The sequence below is a fragment of the Novosphingobium sp. PASSN1 genome (assembly GCF_002278815.1).
The window spans coordinates 383,196-404,970 of sequence record NZ_NKIS01000001.1 but is presented as its reverse complement, the minus strand read 5'-3'; the positions used below and the strand labels follow the sequence as shown (position 1 = coordinate 404,970).

Annotated in this window: 22 protein-coding genes; 10 read left to right on the top strand and 12 right to left on the bottom strand. The window is 66.2% G+C overall.

What is annotated here, in order from left to right; translation table 11 throughout:
• Window positions 1-129: 129 nt before the first annotated feature.
• The 3 genes from purF (at window position 130) to CFE35_RS01800 (ending at window position 2,795) form a co-directional block, all read left to right on the top strand.
• Entirely contained in the window at window positions 130-1,620 is a 1,491-nt protein-coding gene (purF, locus tag CFE35_RS01810; protein ID WP_292927761.1) for an amidophosphoribosyltransferase, read from the top strand.
• On the top strand, window positions 1,617-2,363 hold the full coding sequence (locus CFE35_RS01805) for an SDR family NAD(P)-dependent oxidoreductase (RefSeq protein WP_292927326.1): 747 nt from the start codon (window positions 1,617-1,619) through the stop codon (window positions 2,361-2,363). The genes purF and CFE35_RS01805 overlap by 4 nt, the downstream gene beginning before the upstream one ends.
• A gap of 69 nt (window positions 2,364-2,432) precedes the next feature.
• Window positions 2,433-2,795, top strand: a complete 363-nt coding sequence (locus CFE35_RS01800) for a PilZ domain-containing protein (RefSeq protein ID WP_292927324.1) — start codon at window positions 2,433-2,435, stop codon at window positions 2,793-2,795.
• A 70-nt stretch (window positions 2,796-2,865) separates the two neighbouring features.
• Here the strand turns inward: CFE35_RS01800 and CFE35_RS01795 are convergent, their stop codons facing one another.
• Genes CFE35_RS01795 through CFE35_RS01785 form a run of 3 tightly spaced genes read right to left on the bottom strand, consistent with a single transcriptional unit; the run spans window position 2,866 to window position 7,206 of the window.
• Window positions 2,866-4,233 carry a deoxyribodipyrimidine photo-lyase gene (locus tag CFE35_RS01795; protein ID WP_292927322.1) on the bottom strand — a complete coding sequence of 456 codons (1,368 nt, stop codon included), beginning with the start codon at window positions 4,231-4,233 and terminating at the stop codon, window positions 2,866-2,868.
• A gap of 56 nt (window positions 4,234-4,289) precedes the next feature.
• Window positions 4,290-5,303 carry a 2-oxoacid:ferredoxin oxidoreductase subunit beta gene (locus CFE35_RS01790; protein ID WP_292927320.1) on the bottom strand — a complete coding sequence of 338 codons (1,014 nt, stop codon included), beginning with the start codon at window positions 5,301-5,303 and terminating at the stop codon, window positions 4,290-4,292.
• Window positions 5,304-5,316: 13 nt separating this feature from the next.
• The gene (locus tag CFE35_RS01785) at window positions 5,317-7,206 is read right to left on the bottom strand and encodes a 2-oxoacid:acceptor oxidoreductase subunit alpha (protein WP_292927318.1); all 1,890 of its coding nucleotides are present in this window, start codon (window positions 7,204-7,206) and stop codon (window positions 5,317-5,319) included.
• A 247-nt stretch (window positions 7,207-7,453) separates the two neighbouring features.
• On the opposite strand from CFE35_RS01785, the gene CFE35_RS01780 reads away from it, so the two are divergent.
• Entirely contained in the window at window positions 7,454-8,407 is a 954-nt protein-coding gene (locus tag CFE35_RS01780; protein WP_292927316.1) for an alpha/beta hydrolase, read from the top strand.
• Window positions 8,407-8,907: an RNA pyrophosphohydrolase gene (locus tag CFE35_RS01775; protein WP_292927314.1), complete on the top strand. Its 501-nt coding sequence runs from the start codon at window positions 8,407-8,409 to the stop codon at window positions 8,905-8,907. Before CFE35_RS01780 ends, CFE35_RS01775 begins: the two co-directional genes overlap by 1 nt.
• Before the next feature lie 12 nt (window positions 8,908-8,919).
• Here the strand turns inward: CFE35_RS01775 and CFE35_RS01770 are convergent, their stop codons facing one another.
• From CFE35_RS01770 to CFE35_RS01755, 4 genes are all read right to left on the bottom strand, one after another.
• The gene (locus CFE35_RS01770) at window positions 8,920-9,426 is read right to left on the bottom strand and encodes a tetratricopeptide repeat protein (protein WP_292927312.1); all 507 of its coding nucleotides are present in this window, start codon (window positions 9,424-9,426) and stop codon (window positions 8,920-8,922) included.
• Between the two features lie 65 nt (window positions 9,427-9,491).
• Window positions 9,492-10,673, bottom strand: coding sequence for an RsmB/NOP family class I SAM-dependent RNA methyltransferase (locus tag CFE35_RS01765; RefSeq protein ID WP_292927310.1), 1,182 nt, complete (start codon window positions 10,671-10,673; stop codon window positions 9,492-9,494).
• Between the two features lie 9 nt (window positions 10,674-10,682).
• Entirely contained in the window at window positions 10,683-12,140 is a 1,458-nt protein-coding gene (guaB, locus tag CFE35_RS01760) for an IMP dehydrogenase (protein ID WP_292927308.1), read from the bottom strand.
• 80 nt (window positions 12,141-12,220) lie between these two features.
• The gene (locus CFE35_RS01755) at window positions 12,221-13,804 is read right to left on the bottom strand and encodes a M28 family peptidase (RefSeq protein WP_292927306.1); all 1,584 of its coding nucleotides are present in this window, start codon (window positions 13,802-13,804) and stop codon (window positions 12,221-12,223) included.
• A gap of 183 nt (window positions 13,805-13,987) precedes the next feature.
• Between CFE35_RS01755 and CFE35_RS01750 the strand changes: the two genes are divergently transcribed.
• Together CFE35_RS01750 and CFE35_RS01745 are read left to right on the top strand one after the other, a co-directional pair.
• Window positions 13,988-14,878: a neutral zinc metallopeptidase gene (locus CFE35_RS01750; protein ID WP_292927304.1), complete on the top strand. Its 891-nt coding sequence runs from the start codon at window positions 13,988-13,990 to the stop codon at window positions 14,876-14,878.
• A 37-nt stretch (window positions 14,879-14,915) separates the two neighbouring features.
• A complete protein-coding gene (locus CFE35_RS01745) occupies window positions 14,916-15,521 on the top strand; it encodes a hypothetical protein (RefSeq protein ID WP_292927302.1) in 606 nt (201 codons plus the stop codon).
• Window positions 15,522-15,543: 22 nt separating this feature from the next.
• Here the strand turns inward: CFE35_RS01745 and CFE35_RS01740 are convergent, their stop codons facing one another.
• From CFE35_RS01740 to sdhC, 4 genes are read right to left on the bottom strand one after another with little or no spacing between them, the layout of a single operon-like run.
• Window positions 15,544-15,954 (bottom strand): cupin domain-containing protein, encoded by a 411-nt coding sequence (locus CFE35_RS01740; RefSeq protein ID WP_292927300.1) that lies wholly within the window; start codon window positions 15,952-15,954, stop codon window positions 15,544-15,546.
• Between the two features lie 3 nt (window positions 15,955-15,957).
• Window positions 15,958-17,784 (bottom strand): succinate dehydrogenase flavoprotein subunit, encoded by a 1,827-nt coding sequence (sdhA, locus tag CFE35_RS01735; RefSeq protein ID WP_292927298.1) that lies wholly within the window; start codon window positions 17,782-17,784, stop codon window positions 15,958-15,960.
• Between the two features lie 3 nt (window positions 17,785-17,787).
• Entirely contained in the window at window positions 17,788-18,171 is a 384-nt protein-coding gene (sdhD, locus tag CFE35_RS01730; protein ID WP_292927296.1) for a succinate dehydrogenase, hydrophobic membrane anchor protein, read from the bottom strand.
• Between the two features lie 45 nt (window positions 18,172-18,216).
• Window positions 18,217-18,642: a succinate dehydrogenase, cytochrome b556 subunit gene (gene sdhC / locus CFE35_RS01725; RefSeq protein ID WP_292927294.1), complete on the bottom strand. Its 426-nt coding sequence runs from the start codon at window positions 18,640-18,642 to the stop codon at window positions 18,217-18,219.
• A gap of 169 nt (window positions 18,643-18,811) precedes the next feature.
• Here sdhC and CFE35_RS01720 point away from each other — a divergent pair, with 169 nt between their 5' ends.
• Genes CFE35_RS01720 through CFE35_RS01710 form a run of 3 tightly spaced genes read left to right on the top strand, consistent with a single transcriptional unit; the run spans window position 18,812 to window position 21,301 of the window.
• Window positions 18,812-19,525 (top strand): SDR family oxidoreductase, encoded by a 714-nt coding sequence (locus tag CFE35_RS01720; RefSeq protein ID WP_292927292.1) that lies wholly within the window; start codon window positions 18,812-18,814, stop codon window positions 19,523-19,525.
• Window positions 19,515-20,405 (top strand): subclass B3 metallo-beta-lactamase, encoded by an 891-nt coding sequence (gene bla, locus CFE35_RS01715; protein WP_292927290.1) that lies wholly within the window; start codon window positions 19,515-19,517, stop codon window positions 20,403-20,405. Before CFE35_RS01720 ends, bla begins: the two co-directional genes overlap by 11 nt.
• Window positions 20,402-21,301 (top strand): 50S ribosomal protein L11 methyltransferase, encoded by a 900-nt coding sequence (locus CFE35_RS01710; protein ID WP_292927288.1) that lies wholly within the window; start codon window positions 20,402-20,404, stop codon window positions 21,299-21,301. Before bla ends, CFE35_RS01710 begins: the two co-directional genes overlap by 4 nt.
• Here CFE35_RS01710 and CFE35_RS01705 read toward each other — a convergent pair.
• The gene (locus tag CFE35_RS01705; RefSeq protein ID WP_292927286.1) at window positions 21,279-21,773 is read right to left on the bottom strand and encodes a CinA family protein; all 495 of its coding nucleotides are present in this window, start codon (window positions 21,771-21,773) and stop codon (window positions 21,279-21,281) included. The genes CFE35_RS01710 and CFE35_RS01705 overlap by 23 nt on opposite strands.
• Window positions 21,774-21,775: the final 2 nt, after the last annotated feature.

Below are 21,775 nucleotides of genomic sequence, written 5' to 3'. Positions count from 1 at the left end.
CGGCATGGCATCGGCCCATCCACCGGGCGAAACTGCGGATTGCAGGCACTTGCTTTAAGGCCCAAAGCTCGCCACATGGCCGCAGAAGGTGCCGGTACAGGCACCGCAGCGCAAGTTTCCGGAACGCCCATGAACCTCCCTGATCCCCTTTGCGGCGCAGCCCATCCCTTTTTCGATGAAAACGGGGACAAGCTGCGCGAGGAATGCGGCATTTTCGGCGTGCTCGGCGCGCGCGATGCTGCCGCCATTTCCGCGCTCGGGCTGCACGCGCTGCAGCACCGCGGCCAGGAAGCGGTGGGCATCACCAGCTTCGATGGGCAGGAATTCTATTCGCGGCGGGGCATCGGCCATGTCGCCAGCATCTTTTCGAGCAGCGAAGCGATTGCCGAACTGCCCGGCTCGATGGCAGCAGGCCATGTGCGCTATTCGACCACCGGCGGCTCGGGCCTGCGCAACGTGCAGCCGCTGTTCGCCGATCTGGCCACCGGCGGCTTTGCCATCGCGCACAACGGCAATATCTCCAACGCGATGACGCTGAAGCGCGATCTGGTTGCCAAGGGCGCGATCTTCCAGTCGACCTCCGATACCGAAGTCATCATCCACCTCGTCGCGACGAGCCGCTATCCCACGTTGCTCGACCGCTTCATCGATGCGCTGCGGCTGGTGGAAGGCGCCTATTCGCTGATCTGCCTCACCAACGAGGGCATGATCGCCTGCCGCGATCCGCTGGGTATCCGCCCGCTGGTGATGGGCAAGCTGGGCGATGCGGTGGTCTTCGCGAGCGAAACCGTGGCGCTCGATGTGATCGGCGCGGACTTCGTGCGCGAGGTCGAGCCGGGCGAAATGATCCAGGTCGGCCATGACGGCGAAATCCGCTGCCACCGCCCGTTCGGTCGCCCCAGCCCGCGCCCGTGCATTTTCGAGCACGTCTATTTCAGCCGCCCGGATTCGATCATGGGCGGCCGCTCGGTTTATGAAGTGCGCAAGGCCATCGGTGCCGAACTGGCGCGCGAATCCGAGGTTGAAGCCGATCTCGTGATCCCGGTGCCCGATAGCGGCGTTCCTGCGGCACTCGGCTTTGCGCAGGCCTCGGGCATTCCCTTCGAGCTTGGCATCATCCGCTCGCACTATGTGGGGCGCACGTTCATCCAGCCTTCGGACGGTGCGCGCCACGCCGATGTGAAGCGCAAGCACAATGCCAACCGTGCGCTGGTGGCGGGCAAGCGCATCGTGCTGATCGACGATTCGATCGTGCGCGGCACCACCTCGATGAAGATCGTGCAGATGATGCGCGATGCCGGCGCAAGCGAAGTCCACTTCCGCGTCGCCAGCCCCCCGACCGAACATTCCTGCTTCTACGGCGTCGATACGCCAGAACGTTCCAAGCTGCTCGCCGCAACGATGGACGTGGAGGCGATGGCCAAGTTCATCCATGCCGACAGCCTTGCCTTCATCTCGATCGACGGGCTCTACCGCGCGGTGGGTGAGGCCGAGCGCAACAAGGCCTGCCCGCAATATTGCGATGCCTGCTTCAGCGGCGAATACCCCACGCGCCTGACCGATCTGGTCGGCCGTGATGGCACGGATCAGCTTCCGCTTCCCGTCGGGAAAGTCGCATGAGCGGCAGCGGACCTCTCGACGGCCAGCTCGCCCTCGTCACCGGCGCAAGCCGCGGGATCGGGGCCGCCACGGCCAAGGCTCTTGCGGCAGCTGGCGCGCACGTGATCATCACTGCGCGCGCGGGCAAGGACCTCGAAGCGACCGAGCAGGCGATCTACGACACGGGTGGCAAGGCCACGATCGCGCCGGTCGATCTGGCCGAGCCTGATGGCATCGCGCGCCTTGCCGCCGCCATTGGCCGCCGCTGGGATGCGCTCGATATCCTTGTCATCAATGCGGCGGTCCTGCCCACGCTGACTCCGGTGTGGCAGATCGAGCAGAAGGACCTGACGCGGGCGATGACGCTCAACGTCCTCGCCACCCAATCCCTGATCGCCGGGTTCGATCCCATGCTCAAGAAGAGCAAGGACGCGCGCGTGATCGGCGTGACCTCCAGCGTCGGCTCCGCCCCGCGCGCCTACTGGGGCGCCTACGGCGCAACCAAGGCGGCGTTCGAGAACCTGCTCGATGCCTATGCGCAGGAAGTCCGCAACCTGTCCGCCATCCGCGTGGCGATCCTCGATCCGGGCGCCACGCGCACGGCGATGCGCGCCAAGGCCTATCCCGGCGAAGACCCCGCCAGCGTTAAGGCTCCGGAAGTGGTTGCCGATTATATCACGGCTCTGCTTGGTGAATCATTTGCCAGCCCTGCCCGCGTATCGGTTAACCAGCCCCGCGAACCACAAGTCCTGACAAACGGTTAAGCCCGTCCGGCGATAGTCGGCCAAGGTCTTCCCGCCAGGGGGAGGCCGAATCGGCTCAGGACAATCGCCATGCACAGGGACTGGGATCCTTACGCGAACGAAGCCTACTATCAGGCGACCCAGGAAGATCGCTGCGCGCCGCGCAGCAAGGTCAACATCCCGGCCAGCCTGCGGCCTTCGGGCGCAAAAAGCTTTCACACCGTGGTCCACGATCTCTCGCTGGGCGGCTTTTCGGCCACTTCGCTCAATCGGATGCATGTCGGCACGATCTGCTGGCTGACGTTGCCGGGGCTGGAATCGCTGCAAAGCGAAGTCGTCTGGTGGCAGCGCGGCCAGGTCGGCTGCGCCTTCGCCAGCCTGCTCAGCCCCATCATCCACGACAACATCCTGCAGCGCTATCGCGGCGACGGGGTTTACCGCCCGGTGGCGTGAGGCAGGATGGTAAATTTTCCCTTGGTCTTTTCAGAAAACCTCAAGGCGGCTTGAGACCGCTATCGGGCCGTCAGCCGCGCGCGTCGTTCCACCGAGCATAAGCCGCCAGCGCCCGGGCGCGGGCTTCGGCATGGCCGATAATGCGCGGCGGATAGGCGCGCGGGCGCACATCGGGATCGTGGATGCGGGCATCGTCCAGATGCGCCAGCTCAGGCACCCACTGGCGGATATAGGCGGCCGCATCGAACTTGGGGGACTGGGTCAGCGGCGCCATGATCCGCACGAACATGTTGGAATCGACGCCCGTGCCTGCGCTCCACTGCCAGTTCACGGCATTGGAGCCGTAATCGGCATCAACCAGCGTATCCCAGAACCACTGTTCGCCCTGCCGCCAATCAATCAGCAGGTGCTTGATCAGGAAGCTGGCCGCGATCATCCGCACCCGGTTGTGCATCCAGCCCGTCGCCCACAGCTCGCGCATCCCGGCATCGACGATGGGATAGCCGGTGCGGCCCTGCTGCCATGCCTTGAGGCCTTCGGGGTCATCGCGCCACGCAAAGGTGTCAAAGGCCTCCCGCGCAGGCTTTCCGGCATAGTCCGGCATCTGCAGGATTACGTTCTGCGCGTAATCGCGCCAGCCCAACTCGCCGAGGAACGTGCTCACCGACCCACCGCACTCTGCCGCGGAATGCCAGATCGTCGCGGGCGAAATCTCTCCGAAATGCAGGTGCGGTGATAGCCGCGAAGTGCCCGGCACCGAGGGCAGATTACGGCGTTCGGCATAGGCGCGCCCGCGCGGGAGGAAGGCCTCAAGCCGGTCAGCCGCGCCCGCCTCGCCCGGCGCCCATTCGCCGCGCATCCCGCCCGCCCAATCCGGCTTGGTGGGAAGGAGGTCCCAGTCCTCCAGTGCGTCCGATGCTGGCCACGCCTCGGACGCGGGCAGGCTTGCCGGGGCGGGAAGCGGCGCGGGCGGCGGCATCCGCGCTTCGAGCGCGCGCCAGAACGGGGTGTAGATCTTGTAAGGGCTGCCGCTGCCCGTCGTCACCGATCCCGGCGGAGCGAGATAATTGCCGTGATGGCGTACCAGCTTGACCGCCTCACCCACCGCGCGCTCGGCATTGCGCCACCACGGTTCATAATGGCGCAGGCAGTGGATGGTTGCCGCGCCCGTCTCGCGGGCCAGCTCCGCCAGCACCGCCTCGCACCGCCCGCGCCGCAGGATCAGGCGCGAACCAAGCTTGCGCAGATCGGCATCGAGGCTGGCAAGGCTGTGGTGCAGCCACCAGCGCGATGCTCCGCCCATGCGGCGATGGCGCGGGGTCTCGTCATCCAGCACATAGACCGGAATAACCGGGCCAGCGGCGGCGGCAGCGACAAAGGCGGCCTGATCGGCAAGGCGCAGATCGCGGCGCAGCCAGACGATGGAAGGTGTGGTCATGGCAAAGGCCTATCGCACAGGCCGCTGGCCCCGCCCACTGCCCCGGAGGGCGCGCGTTACTCCACCGTCCAGGTCTGGCCCTTGCTGAGCAGTGCAGCGAGGTTCGCGGTCTTGCCGGCTGCGGCGCGGGTGCGCTCCTCGATCACGCTGGCCTCGAAGGTCGGGCGCGGATCATCGTAGATCACGCCCAGCGCCATCGGGAACGGGCCGAACGGCATTTCGACAAGGAGATGCGCCATCGCGCGGTTCTTCACATCGTGGACGCGCACGCCCGCCGCCTGCCAATCGCCGTCCACCACATCGACCACCTTGAGGCTGAGCGTCTCGGTATCGAGCGCAATGCCCTGGGTGCCCTTGTTGAACAGCATCGGCTCGCCGTGCTTCAGCCAGAGCTGGCCCGTGGCGGCACCGGCCTTTTCGGTGAAATCGGCAAAGACGTCCTTGTTGTAGACAATGCAGTTCTGGAAGATTTCCACGAACGCCGCGCCCTGATGGGCGTGTGCGGCTTTCAGCACCGAGGAGAGTTCCTTCGAAACGTCATAGGCCCGCGCGATGAAGCGCCCGCCTGCACCCAGCGCAAAGGCGCAAGGGGAAGCCGGACGGTCAACTGAACCCAGCGGCGTGGTTGGCGAGACGGTGCCGGGGCGGCTCGTGGGCGAATACTGCCCCTTGGTCAGGCCGTAGATCTCGTTGTTGAACAGCAGGATCTGCGTGTTCAGATTGCGGCGCAGCACGTGCATCGTGTGGTTGCCGCCGATCGACATGCCGTCGCCGTCACCCGTCACCAGCCAGACATCGAGTTCCGGATTGGCGAGCTTGAGGCCCGTGGCAAAGGCGGGCGCGCGGCCATGGATCGTGTGGAAGCCATAGCTTTCGACGTAGTACGGGAACCGGCTGGAGCAGCCGATGCCCGAGACGAATACGGTCTTGGCCGGGTCCGCGCCGATTTCGGGCAGCGTGCGCTGCACCGCCTTGAGGATCGCGTAGTCGCCGCAGCCTGGGCACCAACGGACTTCCTGATCGGTTTCCCAGTCCTTGAGCGTGGTCTTGATGGGGGTCATGTCGTTCATGGCTTCGCTTCCCTCAGGCCAGCGCCGCGGCAATCGCCGCCTCGATTTCGGCAATGGTGAACGGCTGCCCGCTCGTCTTGTTGAGCGGCTTGGCATCGACCAGATACTGATCGCGCAGCACGGTCTTGAACTGGCCGGTGTTCATTTCGGGCACCAGCACCTGATCGTAGCCCTTGAGCAATTCGCCAAGGTTTTCCGGCAGCGGCCAGACGTGGCGGACGTGGATCTGGCTCACATCAAGCCCCTTGCGGCGGGCGCGGCGCACGGCCTGATGGATCGGCCCGTAAGTCGACCCCCAGCCCACCACCGCGAGCTTGCCGCTCGCTTCGCCCAAGGTGACTTCCTGCGCCGGGATACCGGCGGCGATGCCGTCGATCTTGTCCTTGCGCGCGTTGGTCATCGCCTGATGGCTGGCCGGTGCATAGTCGATATTGCCGGTGCCGGGGTTCTTCTCGATCCCGCCGATGCGGTGCATCAGGCCGGGCGTGCCGGGCTTGATCCATGGGCGCGCACCCTTCGCGTCGCGCGCGTAGGGCAGCACCTTGCCATCGGGGCCGTTGGCTTCCTCAAGGAAGGTCACCGGGAACGGCTCGAACCCCGCAGGATCGGGCACCTTCCACGGTTCGGCCGCGTTGGCGATATAGCCGTCCGTCAGCAGCATGACCGGGGTCATGTACTGGACCGCGAGGCGGCAGGCCTCGATCGCGCACTCGAACGCGTCCGAAGGGCTGCGCGCGGCGATCACCGGCATCGGCGCATCGCCGTTGCGGCCGTAGACTGCCTGATAGAGGTCCGATTGCTCGGTCTTGGTCGGCAGGCCCGTCGAAGGGCCGCCGCGCTGCGAATTGACGATGACGAGCGGCAGCTCGGTCATGATCGCAAGGCCCATCGCCTCGCCCTTGAGCGCGATGCCGGGGCCGGAGGACGAGGTCACGCCAAGGTGGCCGCCATAGGACGCGCCGATGGCCGCAGCGATGGCCGCGATTTCGTCTTCGGCCTGGAAGGTGGTGACACCAAACTCCTTGAGCCGCGCGAGGTTGTGCAGGATCGCCGAAGCCGGGGTGATCGGATAGCCGCCGAAGAACAGGTCCAGCCCGGCCAGCTGCGCACCGGCGACGAGGCCGTAGCTGATGGCTTCCGCGCCCGTGACGGTGCGATAAAGGCCCGGCTCGCTGGCGGCAGGCGCGAGGTGATACTGCTTGAGCGGGCCGGAAAGCTCCGCCGTCTCGCCATAAGCGTGGCCGGCATTGAGCGCGGCAATATTGGCGTCCGCCAGCACCGGAGCCTTGGCGAACTTGCCCTTGAGCCAGTCGATCAGCGGCGGCCGGTCACGGTCGAACATCCACAGCGCGAGGCCGAGCGTCCACATGTTCTTGCAGCGCAGCGCTTCCTTGTTGCCAAGGCCGAAGGGCTTCACGGCCTCCAGCGTCAGCGCCGAAATATCGAACGCGAGGACCTGCCACTTCTCGAGGCTGCCATCCTCCAGCGGGCTGACGTCGTACTTCGCCTTTTCGAGGTTGCGCTTGTTGAACTCGCCGGTGTCGGCGATGATCAGGCCGCCCGCTTTCAGCGCGCCGACGTTCGTCTTCAGCGCCGCCGGGTTCATCGCGACCAGCACGTCGGGCGCATCGCCCGCAGTGTCGATCTCGGTCGAGCCGAAATTGATCTGGAAGGCGGAAACACCGAACAGTGTGCCCTGCGGCGCGCGGATTTCGGCGGGGAAATCGGGGAACGTGGCTAGGTCGTTGCCCGCCAGCGCGGTCGAGAGCGTGAACTGGCCGCCGGTAAGCTGCATGCCATCACCCGAATCGCCCGCGAAACGCACCACGACTGCATCGGGCGCAGGAGCAAGATCGCTCCCGCCGGTAAGGCCTTCGGGTCCGCTCTCAAGAACTGTCGCCATATGATCCTCTGCTATCCGCGCGGGCTGCTCGGCGCCCCTCGCGTCCTCTTGCGCACGTTGCTTCGTCTTGAGGCGCCTATGCCCTCATCTAGCCGTTCGCAAAGAAGAAAAACTGATGCACCGCAAATCTCGCGCTCGCTCTTGATTCCGATTGCCCCTGTCCGTCAAGCCCCGCAAATAACAGTACTGTCAGTTGCCGGGCTTGCCGAATCAGGCGCAAAAGGCCCGCACGAGGAAGAGGAAACCCATGTCAGACACTGCAAACGCTCCCTATGTCCGGCCCGATGTGAAGGCCTTCCTCGATTTCATGGCCTCGGTCCCGGGGCCGACGATGTCCGAAATGGGCCCGGAAGGCGCGCGGGCGAGCTATGTGCAGATGGGCGTGCTGGCAGAGGCCGAACCGCGCGAGCTGGCGGTGATCAAAGATATCACCTGCCCGGGCCCGGCAGGCGACATCCCGCTGCGCTTCTATGATGCGCGCGAAGTGCGAGAGCCCGGCCCGGCGGTGATGTTCTTCCACGGCGGCGGCTTCGTCATCGGCGATCTTGATAGCCACCATTCGCTTTGCACCGAAATCGCCGCAGAGCTCGATCTGCCGGTGATCGCGGTGCATTATCGCCTCGCCCCCGAACACCCCTTCCCCGCCGCGCCGGATGATTGCGAAGCGGCCTCGCGCTGGGTCGCCACCAGCCCCGAGGCGCTCGGCCGCCAGATCACCGGCCTCATTCCCATGGGCGATTCGGCGGGCGGAAATCTGGCGATCGTGGTCACGCAGGCCCTCGCCGCGCAGCCTGCCGCCGCCCCCGTGGTGCTGCAGGTGCCGATCTATCCGCTCAGCGACGACAAGCCCGATCACGCCTCGTTCCACCAGTTCGCCGATGGCTTCGTGCTGACGGCAGAGACGATGGCGTGGTTCTCGAACGCCTATGCCGCCGAGCCCGGCCATCCGCGCGCTTATCCGATCTATGGCAATCACGCCGATACCCCGCCGACAGTGCTGGTCACCGCCAGCCTCGATCCGATTCGCGACAGCGGACGGGTCTATGGCGCAGAACTGATCCGCGCCGGGGCCGAAGTGGTGTTCCTTGAAATGAAGGGTACGACCCACGCCTTCGCCCAGCTGCGCAAGGCCTACGCCAGCGCGCCGGGCGACATGCAGCGCATCTTCGCCGCCGCGCGCCTGCTGCTGAACCGCGCCTGATGAGCATGGATCCTGCCGGGCTTCCCTATCGTCCCTGCGTGGGCGTCATGCTCGTCAATGCCGAGGGCCGCGTGTTTGTCGGCCAGCGGATTGACAGCAAGGCGGCTGGCACAACCGAAGGGGATGCCTGGCAGATGCCGCAAGGCGGGATCGACGAGGGCGAAGACCTCCATCCCGCCGCGCTGCGCGAGCTGGAAGAGGAAACCGGCGTCACCGCCGACCTCGTCACGATCATCGCCGAAAGCCGCGAGGAATATCTCTACGACTTGCCCGATCACCTGATCGGCAAGCTGTGGGGCGGGCGTTATCGCGGCCAGCGCCAACGCTGGCTGCTGGTGCGCTTCACCGGGGCGGACGAGCAGATCCGGCTCGATGCGCACAAGCACCCTGAATTCCGCTCGTGGCAATGGATCGATGCCGAACTGCTGCCCGAACTGATTGTGCCGTTCAAGAAGCGGGTCTACCGGCAGGTGGTCGAGGAATTCCGCAACCTGATCTGAGGCGTTTGCGCCTCAGTTGGCCTCAACCTCAGGTTCCGGCTTCACAGCATCGGCGGAAAGCACCCGTGCTACAGGGCCCTTGGCGATCACGCCGGCAAGGCTCTGCGCCTCAGGGCAAGTGCGCCCGCACAGGCCTTCGAGCCGCGCAAGATTGCCCTTCGCCTTGTCCAGCGCGCCCTTTTCGGCCATCGCCCCGCCTTCACCGGCCAGCGCGGCAAGGTTGTTGGGATCGCGCTCCAGCGCATCGCGGTAATAGTGAATCGCCTTGCCCTGCATCCCTGCCGCGCGCGCGGCATCGCCTAGCGCAAGATAGGTAGCAGGATTGCCCGGATCGATGGCCAATGCGGCCTCGAAACTGTCGGTAGCGCCGGTCACATCACCCTGAACCAGCAGGCTGCGGCCCGCTTCGACCAGCGATCTGGCGCGCGGATCGGTCGGGATGGAAACACCCGCCGTCCCGGCACTTCCCGTCACCAGCACAAGAACAGACAAAGCCATCGCCAAAGGCATGTAGCGCATCAACAACTCCCAGAGCCCGCCATGCGGCGCGCGTGATCCCCCGGCCTCCATGGTCCTGCTGCGTATCATAGCCGATGAAGTGTTGCGAAGAAAAACCCGTCTGTCGCGTCGTCCCAAGGGGTAAGCCTCAGCCCGTCACCGCGCGGGGTACCTGCGCCAACTTGCTGGTTCGCCGCGCGCCACGCGGGGTTTTCCGCCAGAAACGCGGTGACCACGTCAGGCCCCTCGGCATCGAGCAGCGAACACACGACATAGGTCAGCCGCCCGCCGGGCCGCACCAGCTGCGCGCCGATGCGCAGCACTTCGGCCTGCGTCCGCGCATAACGGGCGAGCCCCTGCGATGTGAGCCGCCAGCGCGCTTCCGGGCCGCGTCGCCACGTGCCCGTGCCCGAACACGGCGCATCCACCATCACGGCGTCGGCCCGGCCCTGCCAGTCCGCCAGTGCCGCACGCTCCTTGCCCGGATCGAGCAGGCGCGTTTCCACCGCCGCACCGGCGCGCGCGGCACGGGGAGCAAGGCGCGAGAGCCGCGCGCGGTCGATATCGCAGGCCAGCAGGTGGCCCTCCCCCTGCATCGCTGCCGCCAGCGCCAAAGTCTTGCCGCCAGCCCCGGCGCAAAGATCGACCACTGCCTCGCCGGGGCGAACCTCAAGGGCACTGCAGGTCAGCTGGCTGCCACTATCCTGAACCTCGAACAGGCCATCGGCAAACTCCGGCCATGACTCCACCGGTGTGCCGCCCGGCAGGCGCAGCGCGTCCGGTGCCTGCGTATGGTCCGCGGCCGCGGGCAGGCTTACGGCAAGCCTGTCGCGCGTTGTCTTGAGCCGGTTGGCCCGCAGATCGAGCGGCGCCCGGCCCAGCAGCGCCGCGCCTTGCTCAGCCGTGATGCCTGATGCCAGCAGCCGTTCTTCCAGCCACGCGGGTGCAAGGCCAGCAGCCGCCACCGGCTCATCGTCAAGGATCGGCGCGGGGCCATAGTTCGATCCATCGAACAGCCCCGCCAGCGCCGGATCGCGCGCGGCCAGCGCAAGCATGGCGGCGCGGCCGGTTTCAGGCACTTCGCCGCACAGCCGGATCGCGTTCCACGCCAGATCACGGATCGCGCGGCGGTCCTTCGAGCCGATAAAGCGCCGCGTCTTGAGCCAATCCGCCGCCACGCGCTCTGCCGACGCGCCTTCGCGGCGCGCTGCGGCGATCACCGCATCGAGAACGTCGATGGCGGATTGCACCCGCGCGGCGGGAGTCATCGCCTGAGCTTAGCGCGAAGGATAGTTCGGTGCCTCACGCGTGATCGCAACATCATGGACGTGGCTTTCGCGCAGGCCCGCATTGGTGATGCGCACGAACCGGGCATTGTCGCGCAGTTCATCGAGCGTGCGGCTGCCGGTGTAGCCCATCGCCGCCTTGATCCCGCCGACGAGCTGGTGGACGACATCCTTGGCCGGGCCCTTGTAGGGCACCTGGCCTTCGATGCCTTCGGGCACCAGCTTCATCGAATCCTTGATGTCCTGCTGGAAATAGCGATCCGCCGAACCGCGCGCCATCGCGCCGACCGAGCCCATGCCGCGATATGACTTGTAGGCACGGCCCTGATAGAGGAACGTCTCGCCAGGGGCTTCTTCGGTGCCTGCCAGCATCGAACCGACCATGATCGTGCTCGCGCCCGCCGCCAGCGCCTTGGCCGCATCGCCCGAAGTGCGCAGGCCGCCATCGGCGATCACCGGCACGCCAGACTTCGCCGCTTCCGCCGCGCATTCGAGCACCGCCGTCAGCTGCGGCACGCCGACACCCGCCACGATGCGCGTGGTGCAGATCGAGCCCGGCCCGATGCCGATCTTGATTCCGTCCGCGCCCGCATCGATCAGCGCGCGCGTGGCTTCCGCCGTGGCGACATTGCCGGCGATCACCTGCACGGTGTTCGAAAGCGCCTTCACGGCTTCCACTGCGCGGGCAACATCGCGGTTATGGCCGTGCGCGGTATCGATGATGATCACATCGCATTCGGCATCGACCAGTGCGCGGGTGCGCTCGAGGCCCTTTTCGCCGACCGTGCTGGCCGCCGCGACGCGCAGGCGTCCGCCTGCATCCTTGGTCGCGTTCGGGTAGGTAACGGCCTTTTCGATGTCCTTCACCGTGATCAGCCCAATGCAGCGGAAGGCATCGTCCACCACCAGCAGCTTCTCGATCCGGCGCTGGTGCAGCAGGCGGCGCGCTTCATCGCCCGACGTGCCAAGCTTGACCGTAGCGAGGTTGTCGTGCGTCATGAGCTCGTGCACCGGCTGCGCAGGGTTATCTGCGAAGCGCACATCGCGGTTGGTCAGGATGCCGACCAGCTTGCCGCTGTGTTCGACGACCGGAATGCCGCTGATCTTGTTGGCGCGCATGATCGCCTGCGCATCGCCCAGCGTGGCATCGGGCGTGATCGTGATCGGATTGACCACCATCCCGCTCTCGAACCGCTTCACCGCGCGCACGGCGGCGGCCTGCTGTTCGACCGTGAGATTGCGGTGGAGCACGCCGATCCCGCCAAGCTGCGCCATGACAATCGCCATGTCTGCTTCGGTCACGGTATCCATCGCGGCCGAAATCACCGGGATATTCAGCGTGATCGAGCTGGTCAGGCGGGTGCGGGTATCGGCCTGCGTCGGCACCATGTCCGAAGCGCCGGGGCGCAGCAGGACGTCGTCGAAGGTAAGGCCGAGAGGGATATCCATGGGGTGCGCCACTTGCGGGAGGGGGACGATTCGTGGCGGCCCATGTAATCAAGCAGGGCGGTTTAGGCTAGCCCCGCTGCCTATTTTGCACCTGCGACCTGGCTGCTGGTGGGCCCAGTGGCAGGCCACACCTTCGCATCGGCGAAAAACCGCACCAGTTCGGTCTGCACCAGCACATCATCGACCATGCCGCCATAGACCACGCGCGAGGCATCGTCGGTCGGGCGGTGATAGACATTGTCCATGAACGCTTCGAGCCGGGCCGGGTCGGAATAGCTGGTGCTGACCATGACCGAGGGCACATCGTGCTGCATCAAGGCCCAGCTGTCCTGTCGCCGGGCAAAGGCATTGGCGGCGTCGCCGGAGGCCAGCTTGCGCTTCATTGTCTTGAGCACTTTGGCAATGCCCGGATCGAGCGGGGTCATGCCCTGCCCGATCACGCTGACCGGCAAACCGGCAGGCACAAGGCCGCTGCTGTCCACATTGAAGGCGGCAACCACGCTGCCCAGCGGCACGGGCGGGTTCTCGGCAAAGGCGAGCGCGCCGAGCAGGCCCAGTTCCTCGCCGGTTGTCGCGACGAGATAGACATCGCGGTCCATCGGCTTGCCCGCAGAGAGCAGGCGCGCAACTTCGGTGATGACCGAAAGGCCTGAGGCATTGTCGACCGCGCCGGGGCAGATCTGCTTTTCGGCGGGCGCTTCGGCGCATGTGCCGAAGTGGTCCCAGTGCGCCATCAGCACGACTGCGCCGGAACCGGGGCGGCGACCTTCGATCTTGCCGATGAGGTTGTGCGTCTTGATCCGTGTCTCGCGGTTGGTCGCCTCGAACGAACCGGTGATGCCCAGCGCCTTCGCGCTGAAACCGGGCACCGCGCCCGCGGCTTTCAGCCCCGCCAGATCGGGCGCACCGGCCGCCGCCAGCAGCTGGCGCGCGGCATCAGGCGCAAGGAAGACTTCGATATCGCCGCCGAGGCGTTCGCCCGAAAGCGCATAACCGGCGCGGCGGCGGCGCGCCATGACATCCTCCAATGTGCGATCGCCATCGAGCACGGTGAGCACCGCCGCCGCGCCGCTGGCGAGGAGCAGCCCGGCCCGATCAACCGGCCGGACGGCAGCTGGCGCAGCCCCCGGTTTTCCCGATTCCGCTGGCGGCGCCTCACTGTCGAGGATGACCGCGACGCGTCCAGCCAATTCGGTGCGCGCGCCGTCACCGCCCGAATTGCGCCCGACATAGATCAGCGGCGCGTTCTCGATCAGGCTGCGCAGGCCCGAGGTGACGACAAAGGTGCTGGTGTCCGCCACCGCCACGCGCCGCTTGCTGTGAAGAAACTGCGCGCGCGATCCCTGCGGTTCGCGCTCGACCAGCTCGACCGGCGCGAACCAGGCGTTGCCGGGTTCATTGGTGCCCGATTCGAGGCCGATATCGAACCATTCGCGCGCGAGATAGCGCAAGGTCAGCGTCTCGCCCGGCGTACCCGGTTCGCGCCCGCCATATTCGTCGCTCGAAAGGGTGGTGACATGCTTGCGCAACTGCGCCTCGATCTGGGCGAGCTGGCGCTTGGTTGGGGCCGCCGCCATGGCCGCAAGTGGCACCAGCGCGAGAACGGCCATGGCAACACCGGCCAACCGCTTGGGCCTTGCGCCGGTCCGGGCAGAAAGGTTCATGGCAACCGGCTTACCCACAACGACTCATCGCCATCCTTGAACGCTCCAACGCAGCACCCGTGCTCGCAAATGCAGCCCCGCTGCGCAAGTTCCCTCTGCGGCAGATCCAGGCGGGCGTTACGTACCCCCTTGCGCGTCGGGCCTGCTTGCGGGCAATCCCGATCCCGGACAGGAGACACAACGATGCGGCTCGATGATTTCGACGGTTCGATCAATGTCGAGGACCAGCGCGGCGGCGGCGGGCGATTGGGCGGCAGCGGCGGCAAGATCGGTTGCGGCAGCGTGATCATCGCGCTGATCGGGGCGCTGGTGTTCGGGATCAACCCTCTTCAGACGCTGGGCACGCTGCAGAACATGCAAGGCGCATCAGGCCCCGCCGCCGAAGGCAAAGCGCCGCGCCAGGGCTCAAGCCTTGCCGAAAGCTGCAGTGTGAATGCCTTCAGCCGCGAAAGCTGCAATGCGCTCGCCTCGCTCAACAAGACATGGGCGCCGCTGTTCCAGAAGGCGGGCGTGGATTTTACCCCGCCCAAGCTGGTGTTCTATGCGCGTGATGGCCAATCAGGCTGCGGCGCGGCGCAAAGCGCGATGGGGCCGTTCTATTGCCCGGCGGACCAGGGCATCTACATCGACACCGATTTCTATACCGAGATGGAGCGCCAGATGCAGGCGGGCGGCGATTTCGCGCGGGCCTATGTGATGGCGCACGAATATGGCCACCACGTGCAGAACCTTGTCGGCACTTCGGATCAGGTGAACGAGGCGCAGCGCCGCAATCCGCCGATGGCGAACAAGCTGTCCGTCGCGCTCGAATTGCAGGCCGATTGCTATGCAGGCGTGTGGGCGGCACGCAACAAGGACAAGATCGAGCCCGGCGATATCGAGGAAGGTCTGCGCGCTGCGCATCAGATCGGCGACGATACCCTGATGGCGTCTGCCGGGCGCACCCCGGTGGAAGCCGCTTTCACCCACGGCAGCAGTGCCCAGCGCATGGCCTGGCTGCGCAAAGGGCTGGAAACCGGCAACGAGGACGCTTGCGACACGTTCAGTGTGCGCTCATCGGGTGGAGCGCAATAGCGCGGCAGCCACAATGCCGGCTACGCGGGACCCCTTCATGCAGCACAGCCATCTGGCTCTCGCACTCCTAGTCAGTGCCGTCGCCGCTCCTGCCTTGGCGCAGACGGCGGTTGCGCCTTCGAATGTCACCGCAGGCGAGGTGGCGACAACCCCGCTTTCCGATCTCAATCTCAAGAAGGAAGAGATTCCGCCTATCCTGTTCGCCGCGCGCGAGGCGACTTATGATCTGGGCGGCCTGCGGTCCTGCCGCGCGATCGGTGCCGAGATCGTGCAGCTCGATGCGGTCCTTGGGCCGGACATCGATATCGCCACTGAAAAGACCCGCGATGAAAAGCGCGGTAATGCCGTGGGGCACGTGGCGAAATCGGTCCTGTCCAGCTTCATCCCGTTCGGCGGGGTGATCCGCGAGGTTTCCGGCGCTGCTTCACGTGAGCGGCAATGGCAGGTTGCGCTCTATGCCGGGGCAAGCCGCCGCGCGTTCCTGAAAGGATACGGGCAGGCGCGCAGCTGCCGCTATCCGGCGCGCGCGGCCAGCGCAGCGCAGGCAGCAGCGCTTCAGGCCGCCGCCGAACAAGCGCCGACAGAGGCAGTAACGCCCACGCCCCGGCAAACCCGCAAGAAACCGAACCGGCGGCGGCATTGAAGCCGCGCCTCGGTCAGCCAGTTCAGGACTTGGGCTCGACGATCAGATAGACCCCGGTGGTGCGCCCGATGTTGAGGCCTTCGTGCCAGGGAATGCCATCGCTCCACCAGCTGTTGCCCGCCTTGAGCTTGCGCACGACGGTGCCGCTGGCGGTGGTGATGCGCATGGTGGAGCCTTTGAGGATATAGCCCCAATGCGGCGCATGGTGGTGCCGTTCATGGCCCCAGCCCGGCGGAAACGTGCAGCGCAGCACCCGCATCCGCTCGTTGTCCTTGAGCACCTCGCAGACGTGCTTGCCCTTCCAGCCCGCCTGTAGCGGATCAGGCAAGGCCGCCGGTTCGGGCGGCGGAACGGCAATGGCCGGGCCTGCCATCAAGGCAAGCCCGGCCACCAGAAGCCATATCCCGCGCCCCATCATCTTGAGCGCGGGCATCCGTCAGTAAACGCGCTTCTTCGGCTTGATGTACTCGACATCGTCCGTCAGCGTGTATTCGTGCACCGGGCGATAATCGAGCTTCACCGCTCCGCCCTTGCCGCCCCAGCCATCAAACCAGCTGGCGGTGTGCTTCATCCATTCAGCATCGTTGCGCTCGGGGTAATCCTCGTGCGCGTGGGCGCCGCGGCTTTCCTTGCGGTTTGAGGCCGAATGCATCGTGACCGACGCCTGCGAGATCAGGTTGTCGAGCTCAAGCGTTTCGATGAGGTCCGAGTTCCAGATCAGCGAACGATCCGAAACCTTGATGTCCTGCATCCGCTCATACGTCGCGGCGAGCTTGACCTTGCCTTCGTTCATCAGTTCATCGGTGCGGAACACCGCCGCGTGGGCCGACATCGTGCGCTGCATTTCGGTACGCACCGCTGCCGTTGGCGATCCGCCATTGGCGTGGCGGAACGTATCGAGCCGGGTGAGCGCGAGGTCCGCGCTGTCCTTCGGCAAGGCCTTGTGCGACGAACCCGGCTTGATGATTTCCTTGAGGCGCAGGCCCGTGGCGCGGCCGAACACGACAAGGTCGATCAGCGAGTTCGAGCCAAGGCGGTTTGCGCCGTGGACCGAAACGCACGCCGCCTCACCCACCGCGAACAGGCCGGGGATCACCGTTTCCGGATTGCCATCCGCGCCGATGGTCACCACTTCGCCGTGGTAGTTACAGGGGATGCCGCCCATGTTGTAGTGCACCGTCGGCACAACCGGCAGCGGCTGGCGCGTCAGGTCGACGCCCGCAAAGATCTTGCCGCTTTCGGTGATGCCCGGAAGCCGCTCTGCCAGAACGCCCGCGTCGATGTGATCGAGGTGCAGGTAGATGTGGTCCTTGTGCGGACCGACGCCGCGCCCTTCGCGGATTTCCAGCGCCATCGAGCGGCTGACCACGTCGCGGCTGGCAAGATCCTTCGCGGACGGCGCATAGCGCTCCATGAAGCGCTCGCCTTCGGAATTGGTGAGATACCCGCCCTCGCCGCGTGCGCCTTCGGTGATGAGCACGCCCGCGCCGTAGATGCCGGTTGGGTGGAACTGCACGAACTCCATGTCCTGCAGCGGCAGGCCCGCACGCAGCACCATGCCGCCGCCATCGCCGGTGCAAGTGTGCGCCGAAGTGGCGGTGAAATAGCTGCGGCCATAACCGCCCGTGGCGAGCACGACCGCATGGCTGCGGAAGCGGTGGATCGAGCCATCGTCCATGCACATGGCGATGACGCCCCGGCATTCGGGAACGCCGTTCGCGCCGGGTTCCATGATGAGATCGATCGCGAAGTATTCGATGAAGAAGTCCGCGTCGTACTTCAGGCTCTGCTGATAGAGCGCGTGGAGCATGGCGTGGCCGGTGCGGTCTGCGGCCGCGCACGTGCGCTGCACCGGCGGGCCTTCGCCCATGTTCTGCATGTGGCCGCCGAACGGGCGCTGGTAGATCGTGCCTTCTGCGTTGCGGCTGAAGGGCACGCCCGCGTGCTCCAGTTCGTAGACCGCAGCCGGGGCTTCGCGAACCATGTATTCGATCGCGTCCTGATCGCCGAGCCAGTCGGAACCCTTGACGGTATCGTACATGTGCCAGGTCCAGTGGTCCGGGCTGTTGTTGCCGAGGCTGGCTGCAATGCCGCCCTGCGCGGCAACGGTGTGCGACCGCGTCGGGAAGACCTTGGTGATGCAGGCGGTGCGCAGACCAGCCTGCGCCGAGCCCATCGTGGCGCGCAGGCCCGAGCCGCCAGCGCCGACGACGACGGTGTCGTAAGTATGGTCGATGATCTTGTAGGCAGGATTGGAAGCCATGACTCAGGCGCTCCCGAGAGCGATGCGCACGACCGAGACGATGCCGAAAGCAGCGCCCGCCAGCGGCAGGATGTTGACGAGAAGCCAGGCCGCGATCTTGCCGCCCTCTTCGTGGATGTAGTCTTCCAGCATGACCTGCACGCCAAGGCGCGCGTGCTGGAAGGTGTTGATCATGATCAGGATCAGCGCAGTGGCCGGCAGCGGCTTGGCCGCCCAGGCATGGACCGTGGCGTAATCATGCGAAGGCATGAGCGCGAGGCTGATCATCAGGAACGGGATCAGCACGAGATTGCCGACCGCCGTCAACCGCGACGACAGGAAGTGGTGCGTGCCGTGGTGGCTGGAGCCGAGACCGCGCACGCGGCCGATGGAAGTACCGTTACCCATGAAAAGTCCTTGAAAAGGGTATGGATCGCAGGATCGGAAATGGGTTCAGCGCAGCAGCACGAAGGCCCAGAACACGCTGGTGGCGGCAACCGCAAACAGGATCGTCAGCGAGGACCAGCGCGCATTGGCTTGAAGCTCGTAGCCTGCGCCGATATCGAGCACGAAATGGCGGATGCCAGTGGCCATGTGCTGGAAGAACGCCCAGGTCAGGCCGACCAGCACGATCTTGCCGAGAATGGCCGTCACCGTCTGCAGGCCGCCTTCGGGGGCAAGCCAGACCCAATCGAGGAAGGTCTGGTAGCTGGCCGGACCGCCTGCCAGCGCGCTCACCCACCACAGCAGCAAGCCGAGGCCCGCAAAGGCGAGGCCATTGCCAGTGATGCGGTGCAGGATCGAGACCAGCATGGCCGGCCCCCAGCGCCAGATTTCAAGATGCGGCGAAAGTGGCCGTGGCCCGCGCGCCTGCGCCATAGAACCCCCTCAAAAAATTGATCAAAACAGCCATGCCCTTGAAGCACGGCCCGATAGCGATTCCTATTAGCCCAAATGCCAGCCCGTGCAACCGTCGCGGTGGGGCAATTGCCCACCTAGATGCAGGCGCCTGTTGCAGGGGGCCTAATCACTGGTAGAGCAAGTGCCCATGCAAACACCCGCCATCCTCGTCACCGGCTCGACCCGGGGCATCGGAGCCGCTCTGGCCGCCGCACTCGATACGCGCGGCGCGGCTGTCATCCGCCATGGCCGCAAGGAGGCGCCGGGGGTGATCGGCGCAGACCTTGGCGAACCGGCTTCAGCGGAAATGCTGTGGGAAGAATCCCTCGCGCAGGCAGGCGGCGAAATCGACATTCTCGTCAACAACGCCGGGCTTTTCGCCGCCAACCCCATCGACGGATCAGACATCACCTGGCTCGACGGCTGGGAGGAGACGCTGCGGATCAACCTGACCTCCGCCGCGCAGCTTTCGCGCCTCGCGGTGCGCCACTGGCAAGCGCGCGGCGTCGGTGGGCGCATCGTCCATGTTGCTAGCCGCGCGGCCTATCGGGGAGATTCGCCCGCACACTGGCACTATGCAGCCGCCAAGGGCGGGATGATCGCGATGCACAAGACGATCGCGCGGGGCTATGCATCGCAAGGCATCCTCAGCTTTGCGATCACGCCGGGCTTCACCAACACCGATATGGCCGGAGACTATCTGGCAAGCCGGGGCGGCCCCGGCCTCCTCGCCGATATCCCGCTGGGCCGCGTGGCGAGCCCTGAGGAAATCGCCGCCATCGGCGTGTTCTGCGCGCTCGATGCGCCAGCGAGCATGACCGGCGCGGTGATCGATGCCAATGGAGCTAGCTTTGTCCGCTAAGATCGCCCTTGCGCTCGCCCTGCTGGTGGCCCCCGGCCACGCCCTTGCGGACGCCGGGCCAGACCGTGCCGCGACGCAGGCGCTGGTGAAGCAGTGCGCGGGCAAGGAAGACTTTTCTGATCCCGCCCCGCCCGCCCGGCTTCATGGCAACACATATTATGTCGGCACCTGCACGGTTTCGGTCCTGCTCGTCACTTCGCCGCAAGGGCACGTGCTGGTCGATGCCGCGACGGAGAAGGCGGTGCCCTCGATCCTCGCAAATGTGCGCGCGCTGGGCTTCGATCCGGCGGACATTCGCTGGATCGTGACGAGCCACGAACATTTCGATCATGTCGGCGGCCTCGCCGCGCTGGTGAAGGCAACGGGCGCGAAAGTGGCGCTGAGTGCGCCTGCGGCAGCGGTGCTGGCCACCGGCAAGGCAGACCCGGCGGATTCGCAGTATGGCGATCTCAAGGCTTACGCCATCGCGCCGGTGCAGGCGGACCGGATCGTCAAGACAGGCTCGGTCGTGCGCGTCGGGCCGCTGCGCCTCAGCGCCTCCTTGACCCCGGGACACACCACCGGATCGACCAGCTGGACCTGGCAAAGCTGCGCAGGCAAGCGCTGCCGCACGGTGAGCTATATCGACAGCATCTCGGCGCTGGCCGCCCCGCCCTATCGCTTCAGCGATCACCTCGAAGTGGCCGCGCGCTTTCGCCGGACGTTTGCGGCATTGGCCAACCGGCGCTGCGGCATTATCGTCACGCCGCATCCCTCGGCGAGCGCGTTGTTCGAACGCATGCTGGGCGAGCAGCCGCTGGCCCCTGCCAGCGCCTGCCGCCGCTATGCCAAAGCCGGGCGCGAGCGGCTCGATGCGCTGCTGCAAAAGGAAACGCAATGAGCTGGAAAATCACTGTCCGCGCTGCGGCAGACGTCGTGCGCGCCGCGCTTGTCGCGCATGAGGACGCCGAGGACTGGGACTTTTCCATCGTGCTCGGCGGCGGCCTGATCGATCCGGCGCAGCCCGATGCCTGGCAGCTTGAAGCATGGCTCGAACGCAAGCCCGATGCGGCTGACAAAGCCGCAATTGCGGCGCTGTTCGCTGGCGGTGCGCCCAAGCTGATCGTTGAAGAACTGGCCGATGCCGATTGGGTCACGCTCAGCCAGCAGAATGTCGAGCCGATCACCGAAGGGCCGTTCCATGTGCGCACGCCCGATCATCCGGCTGCGCCCGGTCTGCGCGATTTCCTGATTCCCGCCAGTCAGGCCTTTGGCACCGGGCACCATGAAACCACCTCGGGGTGCCTCGCCATGCTGGGCCACATGAAGGCCCAGGGCCTGGTGGTGCGCAATCTGGCCGATATCGGCACCGGCACCGGCCTGCTCGCCTTCGCCGCCCTGCACTTGTGGCCGCACGCACGGGCGACGGCGAGCGATATCGATGCGGTCTGCGGGCCGGTCGTGGCGGAAAACGCGGCGCTGAACGGGTTCACGCTAGGCGATGGTCCGGGCAAGCTCGCGATGGTGATTGCGCCGGGCATGGAGCATCCGCTGCTGCGCGCCGCCGCGCCTTATGATCTGCTGATCGCCAATATCCTCGCCGGGCCGCTCGCCGAACTCGCGCCCGATTTCGGCAAGGCCGTGTCGCCGGGCGGCAGCGTGCTGCTGGCGGGCCTGCTCACTGCGCAGGAACCCACGGTGCGCGCCGCCTATACCCGCGCCGGGTTTTCCCTGCGCGCGCGGATGCAGCGCGGCAACTGGTCGATCCTCTGGCTCAGGCGGCGTTCAGCCCGCTGAGGAGCAAATCCAGCGCATTGCGGGTGAAGGCGATCATGTTGGCAAGGCGGTCGTCATGCCCCGTCTCGACCACCAGCGCCAATTCGATCCCCGGCCCGACCACCGCCGCCGCGCTGGTGCCCGAAGCCACGCCAAGCGGATGCACCCCCGGCCCCGCCGCACCGGTTTCCGCCACGCCCCAATCGCTCTCATACCGCGCGCGGATCAGCCGCGCCTGCGCCAGTGCATAGGCCTCGGTGGCAGACGTCAGCCCGCGCAAACTGCCCGGCTCATGCCCGAGCACCATGCGCCGCCCTTTGAGCGTGTAGATCACCCCGCCGCCGCGAAAATAGGCCGAAGCCCCCGGCATGGCGAGCAGCGCCGCCGATATGAGGCCGCCGGTTGCGCCATCGACCACGGCAACAGATTGGCCCCGCGCCTTGAGGAGCGTGCCCGCTGCGGTGCCGATGGGGGTGAGGTCTTCGAAGGTCATGT